Genomic DNA, 11,609 nt, shown 5'->3' with positions numbered 1-11,609 from the left:
GATACCAAATGTTGTGGGGTTCAAGATTTAATAAAAAATTTGATAATAAAGCTTTGGAATTTTCTTCTTCACTTTCGTTTGATATAAATTTACTTGAATGGGATGTTAAAGTAAGTAAAGCTCATGCAAATATGCTCAACAAAATTGGTATTCTATCAACTATTGAAAATAAATCCATTCAACAAACTCTTGATATAATTCAGTTTAGATTTAATGAAGGAAGTTGGAATCCAAATGTAACGGAATTTGAAGATATTCATTCAGCAATAGAAAATGAACTTACAAAAATAATTGGCGATGTTGGGAAAAAACTTCACACCGGAAGAAGCAGAAATGATCAAGTTGCAACAGATGTAAGACTTTGGATAAAAAGCGCAGTAAATAATTTATTATCAGAAATTTCAAATCTGCAAAAAAGTTTAATAAAAGTTGCGGAAGATAACACTCACACAATAATTCCGGGTTACACACATCTACAAAGAGCGCAGCCAATTTCATTTGCATTCCATTTATTAGCTTATGTCGAAATGTTGGAAAGAGATAAAGAGAGATTTAAATTTACTTTTTCACAATCAGATGAAAATGTATTAGGTTCGGGTGCTTTAGCCGGCTCTACAATTGAAATAGATAGAGAATTCACAACAAGGGAATTAGGTTTTTCAAGAATATCTAATAATGCTTTAGATTCTGTTTCCAACAGAGATTTTATTTTAGATTTTCTTCATTCATGCAATTTGGCAATGATGCACTTAAGCAGATTAAGTGAAGAAATAATTTTGTGGACTTCATACGAATGGAATTTTATAAAACTTGGTGATGAATTTACAACCGGTTCATCGCTAATGCCGCAAAAGAAAAATCCGGATTTAGCAGAATTAATTAGAGGGAAAAACGGAAGAACTTTTGGGAACTATTTTGCACTTCTTTCTACAATAAAATCACTTCCGCTTAGTTACAACAGAGATTTACAAGAAGATAAAGAAGGAATGTTCGATTCATATTTTACACTTTTCGATTCTGTTTTTTAATGTCGGAAATGATAAAAAGTGTGGAAGTAAATAAAGAAAGATTTGTTGAAGAAATTGACGGAAGCTTAATGCTGGCAACAGATTTAGCTGATTATTTGGTTAAGAAAGGAATTCCATTTAGAGATGCTCATGATATTTTGGGGAAAATTGTAAAATTTGCAACTGAAGAAAACAAAAAGTTAAATCAAATAACTTTGGAAGAATATAAAAATTTCACTCCACTTTTTGAAGATGATGTTTATAATTATTTATCCGCAAAAACTTGTTTGGAAAATAAAAAAACATTCGGCTCGCCAAATCCAAAATTTGTCCTTGATTCTATTAAAAATTGGAAGTTGATTTTAGAAAAGTAAAATCCCAGTTTAAAATATTAATGCCGAATAAAATTATTCGGCATTTTTATAAGCAAGAAATATTTACTTCATTAAAATCATTTTCTTTGAATCAGAAAAATTATTTGCGGAAATTCTGTAAACATAAACTCCGCTCTCCAAATTACTTGCATCAAACGGTAATTCATGGCTTCCGGCTGATAAATTTTTATTTAAGATTGTTGCAACTTCCCTACCAATAATATCGTAAATCTTTACTTTTACAACCGATGCTTCGGGCAAAGCAAATCTTATTTTTGTAACTGGATTAAACGGATTAGGATAATTCTGAGATAATGAAAATTGTTTTGGTATTTCAGAAAGAACATTATCTTCAACACTTGTAACATCGTTCCACTGAATATCAGTAAAACTTGTATTGTGAATAAAATTAGTTACAAAATTTCCGGTAGAACTATTAAAATTTATTCTCCACGCATGATCTGTGGGAGGAGCGTCATAACTTCCATTTCCATTATGATCTGCAAAAAAATCAATTTTATAATCATGACCTAATTCAATTTGAGGAATGCTGATTGAAAAATTTGCACCTGGAATAATTGCAGATTTTCTTCCTATTTCTTCACCGGTATCATTTCGTAAAACTCTTACAAAAATTTGCTGATTGTCATGCGGGGTCATATTCAATAAATTTAAAGTAAGTAAATATTTCCAGCCAATATCTTTGAAATCAGTATTATGAGTAAATGTTGTTGAAAAATTACCTGTGTTATTTTCAAACTTGATTTCATATGCATGATCAGTAGGAGGAGCGTCATAACTTCCATTTCCATTATGATCAGCATACATTTCAATTTTGTATTCCCTGCCAACAACTATTCCCGGAAGTTCAATTGTAAAATTTGCCGAAGGAACAAATTCTATTCTTTTTCTAATTATTTCTTCCGATGTTAAATCATCTTCTAATCTAATTTCTAACAACTGCCCAATATGCGGAGTCATTTCTGTAAAGTTTATTGTCAGCAAATAATTCCAATCAATGTTGGTAAAATTTGTATTATGAATAAATTCTAAAATATCATTCCCTTGTGCCTCCGGTAATTCAAGTCTCCAAGCATGATCTGTTGGAGGAATATCATACAATCCATTACTATTATGATCCGCAAAAAAATCAATGTAATATGAATGACCTGCGAGAAGAACATCTAAAGTAAGAGTAAAATTTTCACTGATTGTTGAAGAAGTTCTTCCAACTTCTTTCATATCAGTTCGATCATAAACTCTTAAATATAACATTTGACCAACATGCGGTGTCATTGAAGAAAAATTAATTGTAAGAGTTGTTTGCGGTTTTGAACTATTTAACCCAGCCGATGTAACTGAATTTGCATCACCGGGATTTGCACTTCCAGTTAACCATTGACCGTATGGATCTAATAATTCTTGACCATTTGTAACACCGTCGTTATCGGCATCAAGACTTGCTAATAAAGGATTCCAATTAACATTAAATTGTGAACCACTTTGTACTAAAAAAGATTTTGCAACAAGTTTACCAAAATCATTTCTTGGAGTACCTCCGCCATTTGTATGGCAAGTATTACAACTAAATTTATTTCCGTTTGGAATTTGTGCAACTCTAAAATCTCTTGCTGAAATATTAACTAATGTAAATAAGGAAATGACTAACAAAGTCAAAATTAACTTTTTCATTGAATCAACCTTTCTAATTTTTTTCTTTTTTTGATAATGTTGATAATTTTAAAGGAACATAAAACGGACACCATCCGATTAATGCTGTAAATATTGGAACAATGCCAATTGCTCCCAACCATGTATTATTTAAATAGCCAATAATTATTATTGAAACTCCTAATATGAATCTTATATTTTTATCGATGCCGCCAACATTTTTTTGCATATTGCCTCCTTTAAGTTTTATAAAAGTCTTGTAATATTAAATCCGATTCTCAAATTTTTCATAGAAATTGGTAAATCAGCACCGGTAGTAAATTGAGTTGGATTTAGATTCGTATTATTTGATAAAATAATTTTAAAGAAATGTCCGCCGGTTTCTAATTCAACACCAAAACTTAAAGAGTTGTATTTATTTCTAAATCCCGTAACAGTTGGATTCCATTCAGCAAGAACACTCAATAAACTTGAAATATAATATTGTAGATAAGAGCCAAACGTAAATGAGTATTGCTTTTCCGGACAATAAATATGACTGTTGTATGAATAAGTAGGAACGAATCCAACCCCAAATTGTTTTTCTATTAATGTGTTAAAAATTAGTTGCCCGTAATATTGAAAATTTTTATTATGATCTGATTTTCTTCCAATAGGATCTGTATTCCAAGCTGCTCCGCCTTCAATTGCTAATTGAAATGGAAATTGGGAATTATCAAATTGAAATAATTGATATTTTGCTTTAAAAAGAAGATTATCATCAACATTACTTCTTGCAATTGTTGTAATAAAATAATCTGTAAAAGCATATCCCAGAGAAAATTTAATATTTACGGGACCATCGAAACCATATAGTGCATCAACTCCATCGCCAATTGTTGGAATAAATCTATGTGAAATTTCAAATTCAATATTCCCTTTTTGGTGAGTTTCAGTAGTCGGCAAATTTATTGAATGTGTGGAATGAAATAAATGCAATTGTTCGGATTTTACTTCCTCACTTTTTTTCCAACTTATATTATTTTCTTGAGCATTAATCACCAATGCTGTAAACAAAATCAGAAGAAAACTTTTAATTAAATTTTTATAAATAGACTGCATAGTTTCTCCAAAATTATTTTGCTTTTTCTAAAAAAAAGTTGACATGTAAATCCATATTTTCATCAATTTTTACAAACATCAAACTAGGAACTTCAATTTTATGATCAGAAAGTTTTACATTAAAATTTGTAGTTACTTTTATTTCATCGCCAATAAACTCAACAATTCCTTCAATATTTTGTTTCTTGTTAACTCCGTGAATATTCATTTCGCCATTTAAGTTTACTTTAAATTTATTTTCAGAAATTTTTTCTGATTTTACAATTTTGCCCGAATATGCAGCCATTGGATAATCATCCGTTTCTAAATAATTTTCGCGCATGTGTCTGTTACGCAATCCAATTCCGGTATCCAAAGTTCTTAGATCAACTTCAAAATGCAATTGACTGTTTATTTCAAGTTCATTTTCAAAATAAAGATATCCATCAATATTATTTGTAACACCTTCAAAATCTTCAATCGGCGCATCAGAAATAAATTTCACAGAATTTTTATCTGATTTTTTAACATGAAATTCTGAAGCTATTAAATTTAAAATTGAAGAAAATGAAATAAACAGATACATAAATATTTTTGTTTTCATAATAGACCTCTTTAGTTATTTAAAGCTCCTCTATCAATCCAAGCCGCAATTGAATCAATAACAGAATTACTTAATTTTCCCGATGGAGGCATTTGCGATGTTCCTTCACCGGTATGTTTTAACATTTTTATTAGAAAACTATTTTCACTATTCCCCGGCTCAACAAGTTTAAAATTGGGATTCAGCACGCTGGTTTTATTTATTAAATTAGAATAACTATCACCACTTGTTAATTGTAAACCGGCTTGAGATGAAGCTCCGGCGTGGCATCCGGAAAACGCACAGCTCGCATCAAAGACATTTTTTTGAATATCAGAAAATTTTGTTAAAGTGACGGAAGTTTGATTTTCATCTTCACATTCCGTAACAATATTTTCTTCACAAGAAATAATGATTGTAAGTAAAATCAGTAAGTAAAATATTTTCATTAGTTTCATATTTTTCAAATTTTAATTATTGGTTAAACATTATTTACAGATGAAACATAGGACAAAATATCTTATTTGTATGTGACAAAATCACATAAATCAAAAATTTTAATAATTTTTTTTACTGCAGATAAGTAAGTCTTTTATTCAGTTCGGTTAGGTGATTGATAATAATTTTTCCGCGTGTTTGGGAAATAATATTTTGTGATTCTAATTCTTTTAGAGTTCTGCTCACAACTTCGCGCGCCGTTCCAATATCATAAGCAATTTGCTGATGTGTTAATTCCAGAGTTTTTCCTAGTTTAGAATTTTGTTCAATTAAATATTCTATTATTCTTACATCAATTTTTTTGAAGGAAATATTTTCAATTATTTTCAAAACATTCATCAATACTTTTGATAAATAATTATAAATATATTCTGCCCACATATCATATTTTCTAATCCATTCGCGAATTTTATCCGCTGTTACAAGTAAAACTTCACAATCTTTTTCAACAACAGCAATTGCCGGAAAATTATTTTGCGCTAACAAACATGAAATTGTTAAAATGCAGCTTTCACCAGGGTTTATTCTATACAGTGTAATTTCTTGTCCGGTGTTACCAACTTTATAAACTCTAATTACGCCCGTTTTTATTATTGGAAAATAATTACACTTATCTCCTTCCATCGTTATAAATGTTCCTTTTTTAAATGAATGTGAAATTACATTGTTTGAAAATTCCGCTTCAATAGAGTTTGAGGCAGAAATAAAAAAAGGAATTATTTCTTTTAATTGATTATTCATAGATTTAAGAGAATCAAAAGTTGATATATAATTTATTCAGCTTTTTAACAAAATGATAGTTAATTATTTAGATAAAATTATTAATCATTTTTTACTGAAGTTTACTTAAATATTTACAAAAAATATTTTTTGAGGAATTGAAAATGAAAATAAATATTAATTCTGAAATTGGTGAATTAGAAAAAGTTATAATTCATACTCCGGGACACGAAGTAGAAAATATGACGCCGCAAAATGCCGAAAGAGCTTTGTACAGTGATATTTTGAATTTATCGGTTGCTTCTAAAGAATATGTACAATTTAAAAAAGTGTTGAAAAAAATTACAAATGTTTATGAAGTTAGTGATTTACTTAAAACTTTATTGAATTATGAAGAATCAAAAATTAAATTAATTACTAAAATTTGCAACAAAGAAAATGTTCCGGAAATTATTGAATTATTGTTGGAAATACCAAATCAAGTTTTGGCAAAAGAATTGATTGAAGGGGTTCCGGTAAAAGAATTTAATTTAACAAAATATTTAAGTGATGAAAGATATGAATTACAGCCGCTACATAATTTTTTCTTCACAAGAGATGCGTCAATTTCTATCAACAATAAAGTGTTAATCGGAAAACTTGCAAATCAAGTTCGTGAACGAGAAGCAATAATTATGGATGGAATTTTTAATTGTAAAAATATTTTTAACACCGAAGTTGTTAATCCAAGTTTTATTCCTAATTCCAAAACAACAATTGAAGGCGGCGATATTTTAATTGCACGCGAAGATATTTTGTTAATTGGAGTTGGGGCGAGAACTACACCGCAAGGAATAGATTATTTGATAGAACATTTTAAGCAGTCAAAACGTAAGATTAATATTATTGCGCAAGTTTTACCAAAACAGCCGGAATCTTTTATTCACCTCGATATGGTTTTTACAATTTTAGATAATGATAAATGTTTAATTTATTCTCCGGTAATTTTGAATAATCACGCATTTGAATCTATCCATATTTCAATTGATAACGGAAAAGTGAAAAGTATTAACGAAGACAATAATTTACTTCAATCACTTTCAAAATTAGGTATGGATTTGAAGCCAATTTATTGCGGCGGAGAAAGCGATCATTGGATTCAAGAAAGAGAACAATGGCATAGCGGCGCTAATTTTTTTGCTGTAGCTCCCGGAAAAATTATTGGATATAACAGAAATGAATACACAATTGAAGCAATCAATCAAAATGGTTTTGAAGTTATAAAATCAAAAGATATTATAAGTAATAAAATTGGATTAAACGATTACAAAAAATTTGTTATTACAATTGATGGAGCTGAGCTTGCCCGCGGCGGCGGCGGCTGCAGATGTATGACAATGCCAATCAGCAGAAAAAATATTTAGAAAACATTTTTAAACTTTTGAGGAGTTATGAAAATTAAAAATCTAATATCATTAATTATAATATTCCCAATAATTTTAAATGCACAAAATTTTTTCACCACAGAACCTTTTGCCCATACTTTTTCAATTGTTGCAAGAGATTCTGTTACCGGAGAAATGGGAGTTGCAGTTCAATCGCATTGGTTTGCTGTTGGAACAATTGTTTCTTGGGGTGAAGCCGGTGTTGGAGTTGTCGCAACTCAATCTTTTGTAAATCCTTCATTCGGACCAAGAGGTTTGGCTCTTTTAAAACAAGGATTAAATGCAAAACAAGTTTTAAATCTTTTAATTGAATCAGATGAAGGAAGAGATTTTAGACAGTTGGCAATACTTGATGCAAAAGGAAATTCCGCAGCTTACACCGGAAAAAATTGTGTGGATGATGCCGGGCATATTGAAGAAAAAAATTATTCAGTTCAAGCAAATATGATGGAAAATAATACAGTTTGGAATGCGATGTCGGAAGCTTTCAAAAATTCAAAAGGTAAATTGGCAGAAAGATTATTAATTGCTCTTGAAGCCGCACAAAATGCCGGCGGAGATATTAGAGGAAAACAATCCGCATCAATTTTAGTTGTTAGAGCAAATCCCACTGGAAATATTTGGCAAGATCGGCTTGTAGATATTAGGGTTGATGACCATCCGGCACCAATTGAGGAAATTAAAAGAATTCTAAAAGTTCACAGAGCTTATGAGCATATGAATAATGGAGATCTGGCAATAGAACATAATGATATGGATTTGGCAATGAAGGAATATTCTACCGCAGAATCTATGTTCCCGGAAAATGAAGAAATGAAATATTGGCATGCTGTTACGCTTGCAAATATTGGAAAAGTTGATGAATCTTTACTGTTATTTAAGGAAGTTTTTTCGAAAAATAAAAATTGGATTAAATTAACTCCAAGGCTTATTAAATCAAAACTTTTAAATGTGACCGAGGAACAGCTTACTAAAATACTAAATCAAGCAAATAAAAAATAGTTGATAATCATAAAATTTATTTTTACGTTTGAAACAGATGGGGAACCAAATAACTTAAAAAAAGGGTTTATTGCAAAACCGAAAAAAACTTAAGTTGGTGAATCATTTAGGAAGTTGCATCACTTCCTTTAGAAAATGTAACTCACATTTTGTGAGGGGAGGTTGGAAGCCTTCATAATAATCCAAGTGATTTTTATGAGGGCTTTTTTATGTTCATTAAAATAAACCTATATTTACTTTCATGAAAAATGAAAATAATCTGCAAACATTTATCGCAAAAACTCCATTTGGTTTAGAAGAAATTCTTGAAAAAGAACTTATAAATATTGGGGCAAAGAATGTTTCAAAATTAGTTAGAGCCGTAGAATTTAAAGGCGATTTGAAAATTCTATACAAAGCTAATTTAGCTTTAAGAACTTCCTTCAGAATTTTAAAACCTATTTTTGAATTTAAAGCTCACAATGCAGATCAGCTTTATAATAAAACAAAAGAATTTAATTGGGCAAAATTAATTTCACCGAATGACACAATTGCCATTGACGGGGTTGTAAGTTCCGAGTTTTTCAAACATTCCAAATATGCAGCGCTAAAAGTTAAAGATGCAATCGTTGATCAAATAAGAGATGCAAAAGGAAATCGCCCAAATGTTGAATTAAAAAATCCCACTTTCAGAATTAATGTTCACATCGAAAATAATAATTGCTCAATATTATTAGATAGTTCCGGCGAATCTTTGCACAAAAGAGGATATAGAAAAAGTGCTAGTGAAGCTCCGCTTAATGAAGTTTTGGCTGCCGGAATGATTCAACTTTCCGAATGGAATTGTAATTCAAATTTTGTTGATCCAATGTGCGGAAGCGGAACTTTGCTAATTGAAGCCGCGATGATTGCTAAAAATATTGCACCAAATTTTAATAGAAATCATTTTGGATTTATGAATTGGAAGGATTTTGATAGAAATTTATTTGAAGAAGTAAAATCAGAGTTAATTCAAAATCAAAAAAAGTTTGAGCACAAAATTATTGGGAATGATATAAATAAAAATTCGATTGAGAATGCAAAAGAAAATGTTAAAAACGCAAATTTGCAAAATGATATAATTTTTGAAATTAGTGATTTCAGAAATCTTGATTTGAAAATTGAGCCGGGAATTATAATTACAAATCCTCCTTACGATGAAAGAATAAAAATTGATGATATTAAAAAATTCTACAAAGAATTTGGCGATACTTTAAAACAAAAATTTACGGGATTTGATGTTTGGGTTTTAAGTGCAAATTCCGATGCAATGAAAAGTATTGGCTTGCGAACATCGAAAAGATTGCATTTGTACAACGGAGCTTTGGAAAGCAGATTTTATAATTATAAACTTTACGAAGGAAGTTTGAAGAAAAAATTTGGTGAAAATTAATTTTAAATATTATTACAAATACTATCCGGAGTATTTCTGTAGTAAATGTAAGTTTGAAAATTTACTTTTTTAAAATTGTAACTTATTTTTGCTCTATCATAAAAATCAGAATCTTCTGCATAATTTATATTTCTAAAACCATTCATTTCAACAAACATTTCTCTTTTACCAAAAAATGTTCCGCCAACTGCACAATCATTTAAATGAACTAATTTTGTTAAATCATTTTTATCTTTTACAAATTCATCGCCGATTATTTCCAATCCGCCAAACAAACAATCAATATTTTTATCTTTTTCTATTTCCTCAAATCTTACTTCAATGTGATTTGATTTATATTCATCATCGCTTCCTAAAAATGTTAAATATTTTCCAGAAGAAATTTGAATCCCGGTATTTAAAGAAATCGGCAAACCTTTATTTTTATGTTTTTGGTATTTTATTCTTTCATCATTCATTAAAAATTTATTTACGAACTCAAAAGTTTTATCTTCACTTCCGTCATCAATTATTAGTAATTCCCAATTTGTAAAAGTTTGGTTAATCACAGAATTTATACTTCTTTCCAAATAATTTTCGCGATTAAAAGTCGGCAGAATTATAGAAACATCCGGTTTAAAGTTTTTGTATAATTGCATATTCGTTTAAGTTTTACAAAGTGAATAAATTTTCAAATAATCTAATAATTCTAATTCCCTAAATCAATTATTTATCTTGAATATTTTAGCAATTAATTGGCGATGCATCAAAAATCCGGAAATGGGCGGTGCAGAAATTCATTTCCACGAAATCTTTAAAAGAATTGCCGCAAAAGGTCATAAAGTAACTTTGGTTGCTCACCATTTTGATAATTCTCCGCAAAGAGAAATTGTTGATGGAATTGAAATTCTGCGAATTGGAAATAAATTTTTGTTCAATAAACAGTTCAAACACTTCTACCAAAAAAATTTAGTGAAAAATAATTACGATTTAATTGTTGACGATATCTCAAAAATTCCGTTAAATACTTCAAAATATATTTCAAAACCAATTGTTGGAATTCTTCATCACATTCACGGAAATTCACTTTACAAAGAAATTCCCTTTCCGCTTGCGTATTATATTATTCAGAAGGAAAAGCAAATTCCGCAAAATTATAATTCAACTCCAATATTTACTGTTTCCGAAAGTACGCAAAATGAACTTGTAGAATTAGGATTTAAAAAAGAATTGACTTCAATTTTGCACAATTCAATAAATCATAAATTGTTTGAAAAAATTGAAATTAAGAAAAGTAAAACTCCAACTTTGGTTTACGTTGGAAGAATTAAAAAATATAAAAACATAAAATTTATAATTGATGCTTTGCCGAATTTGATTTCCGAATTTCCTGAAATAAAATTATTTATCGGCGGCAAAGGTGATGATGAAGAAAATTTAAAAAATTATGTTTCCGAAAAAAAATTAGAAAAGTTTGTAACATTTTTGGGATTTTTAACCGAAGAAGAAAAAGCCGAACTTTTGGGAAATTCGTGGATTTTTGTAACAATGGCGGAAAAAGAAGGCTGGGGAATTACAGTAATTGAAGCAAACGCAATGAAAACTCCGGCAATTGGTTCAAATGTTCATGGATTGAGAGATTCGATAAAAAATAATGAAACGGGATTTTTAGTAAAACTTGGCGATACAAAAAAACTTTCTGAAAAAATTTCTGAAATATTGCGAAATAAAAATGAGTTAAATAGAATTTCAGAAAATGCTTATAATTGGTCAAAAAAATTTAATTGGGATAAATCGGCTGAACATTTTCTTCAGAAAACCGCAGAATGGTATCCGCAGCTAAAGTCAAAAATTTAATCA

General features: G+C 29.5%; 13 protein-coding genes. 6 read left to right on the top strand and 7 right to left on the bottom strand.

The genetic code is table 11. The features are described 5' to 3' along the window. The first annotated feature begins 8 nt into the window (after positions 1-8). On the top strand, positions 9-1,028 hold the full coding sequence (gene argH, locus IPH62_10510; GenBank protein ID MBK7105704.1) for an argininosuccinate lyase: 1,020 nt from the start codon (positions 9-11) through the stop codon (positions 1,026-1,028). After that, complete coding sequence (locus tag IPH62_10505) at positions 1,028-1,381, top strand: hypothetical protein (GenBank protein ID MBK7105703.1); 354 nt, start codon at positions 1,028-1,030, stop codon at positions 1,379-1,381. The genes argH and IPH62_10505 overlap by 1 nt, the downstream gene beginning before the upstream one ends. A 63-nt stretch (positions 1,382-1,444) precedes the next feature. On the opposite strand, the gene IPH62_10500 is transcribed toward IPH62_10505, so the two are convergent. The 6 genes from IPH62_10500 to IPH62_10475 form a co-directional block, all read right to left on the bottom strand. Beyond that, positions 1,445-3,073: a T9SS type A sorting domain-containing protein gene (locus IPH62_10500; protein ID MBK7105702.1), complete on the bottom strand. Its 1,629-nt coding sequence runs from the start codon at positions 3,071-3,073 to the stop codon at positions 1,445-1,447. 13 nt (positions 3,074-3,086) lie between these two features. Further along, positions 3,087-3,281 carry a DUF2892 domain-containing protein gene (locus tag IPH62_10495; GenBank protein MBK7105701.1) on the bottom strand — a complete coding sequence of 65 codons (195 nt, stop codon included), beginning with the start codon at positions 3,279-3,281 and terminating at the stop codon, positions 3,087-3,089. A gap of 17 nt (positions 3,282-3,298) precedes the next feature. Further along, positions 3,299-4,153, bottom strand: a complete 855-nt coding sequence (locus IPH62_10490) for a hypothetical protein (GenBank protein MBK7105700.1) — start codon at positions 4,151-4,153, stop codon at positions 3,299-3,301. Between the two features lie 13 nt (positions 4,154-4,166). Beyond that, positions 4,167-4,736 (bottom strand): YceI family protein, encoded by a 570-nt coding sequence (locus IPH62_10485; GenBank protein ID MBK7105699.1) that lies wholly within the window; start codon positions 4,734-4,736, stop codon positions 4,167-4,169. 11 nt (positions 4,737-4,747) lie between these two features. Then, positions 4,748-5,173, bottom strand: a complete 426-nt coding sequence (locus IPH62_10480; GenBank protein ID MBK7105698.1) for a hypothetical protein — start codon at positions 5,171-5,173, stop codon at positions 4,748-4,750. Between the two features lie 112 nt (positions 5,174-5,285). Beyond that, on the bottom strand, positions 5,286-5,954 hold the full coding sequence (locus tag IPH62_10475; protein MBK7105697.1) for a Crp/Fnr family transcriptional regulator: 669 nt from the start codon (positions 5,952-5,954) through the stop codon (positions 5,286-5,288). Between the two features lie 143 nt (positions 5,955-6,097). On the opposite strand from IPH62_10475, the gene IPH62_10470 reads away from it, so the two are divergent. The 3 genes from IPH62_10470 (at position 6,098) to IPH62_10460 (ending at position 9,770) form a co-directional block, all read left to right on the top strand. Next, entirely contained in the window at positions 6,098-7,336 is a 1,239-nt protein-coding gene (locus IPH62_10470; protein MBK7105696.1) for an arginine deiminase, read from the top strand. A 27-nt stretch (positions 7,337-7,363) separates the two neighbouring features. Continuing rightward, positions 7,364-8,359 carry a DUF1028 domain-containing protein gene (locus tag IPH62_10465; protein MBK7105695.1) on the top strand — a complete coding sequence of 332 codons (996 nt, stop codon included), beginning with the start codon at positions 7,364-7,366 and terminating at the stop codon, positions 8,357-8,359. A 241-nt stretch (positions 8,360-8,600) separates the two neighbouring features. Next, complete coding sequence (locus tag IPH62_10460) at positions 8,601-9,770, top strand: class I SAM-dependent RNA methyltransferase (GenBank protein ID MBK7105694.1); 1,170 nt, start codon at positions 8,601-8,603, stop codon at positions 9,768-9,770. Positions 9,771-9,772: 2 nt separating this feature from the next. Here the strand turns inward: IPH62_10460 and IPH62_10455 are convergent, their stop codons facing one another. Then, a complete protein-coding gene (locus IPH62_10455; protein ID MBK7105693.1) occupies positions 9,773-10,408 on the bottom strand; it encodes a glycosyltransferase family 2 protein in 636 nt (211 codons plus the stop codon). Between the two features lie 76 nt (positions 10,409-10,484). Here IPH62_10455 and IPH62_10450 point away from each other — a divergent pair, with 76 nt between their 5' ends. After that, a complete protein-coding gene (locus IPH62_10450) occupies positions 10,485-11,606 on the top strand; it encodes a glycosyltransferase family 4 protein (GenBank protein MBK7105692.1) in 1,122 nt (373 codons plus the stop codon). Positions 11,607-11,609: the final 3 nt, after the last annotated feature.

This window comes from Ignavibacteriota bacterium (assembly GCA_016708125.1).
GTDB lineage: Bacteria > Bacteroidota > Ignavibacteria > Ignavibacteriales > Melioribacteraceae.
The sequence above is the reverse complement of the archived record's forward strand: the minus strand, read 5'-3'. Positions and strand labels throughout refer to the sequence as shown.

Bases quoted from the DNA above. Each gene is read 5' to 3' on its own strand.
- IPH62_10490 (MBK7105700.1), bottom strand. From the start codon at position 4,153: ATGCAGTCTATTTATAAAAATTTAATTAAAAGTTTTCTTCTGATTTTG.
- IPH62_10455 (MBK7105693.1), bottom strand. From the start codon at position 10,408: ATGCAATTATACAAAAACTTTAAACCGGATGTTTCTATAATTCTGCCG.
- IPH62_10500 (MBK7105702.1), bottom strand. From the start codon at position 3,073: ATGAAAAAGTTAATTTTGACTTTGTTAGTCATTTCCTTATTTACATTA.
- IPH62_10465 (MBK7105695.1), top strand. From the start codon at position 7,364: ATGAAAATTAAAAATCTAATATCATTAATTATAATATTCCCAATAATT.
- IPH62_10485 (MBK7105699.1), bottom strand. From the start codon at position 4,736: ATGAAAACAAAAATATTTATGTATCTGTTTATTTCATTTTCTTCAATT.
- IPH62_10505 (MBK7105703.1), top strand. From the start codon at position 1,028: ATGTCGGAAATGATAAAAAGTGTGGAAGTAAATAAAGAAAGATTTGTT.
- IPH62_10495 (MBK7105701.1), bottom strand. From the start codon at position 3,281: ATGCAAAAAAATGTTGGCGGCATCGATAAAAATATAAGATTCATATTA.
- IPH62_10480 (MBK7105698.1), bottom strand. From the start codon at position 5,173: ATGAAACTAATGAAAATATTTTACTTACTGATTTTACTTACAATCATT.
- IPH62_10460 (MBK7105694.1), top strand. From the start codon at position 8,601: ATGAAAAATGAAAATAATCTGCAAACATTTATCGCAAAAACTCCATTT.
- IPH62_10470 (MBK7105696.1), top strand. From the start codon at position 6,098: ATGAAAATAAATATTAATTCTGAAATTGGTGAATTAGAAAAAGTTATA.
- IPH62_10475 (MBK7105697.1), bottom strand. From the start codon at position 5,954: ATGAATAATCAATTAAAAGAAATAATTCCTTTTTTTATTTCTGCCTCA.
- argH (MBK7105704.1), top strand. From the start codon at position 9: ATGTTGTGGGGTTCAAGATTTAATAAAAAATTTGATAATAAAGCTTTG.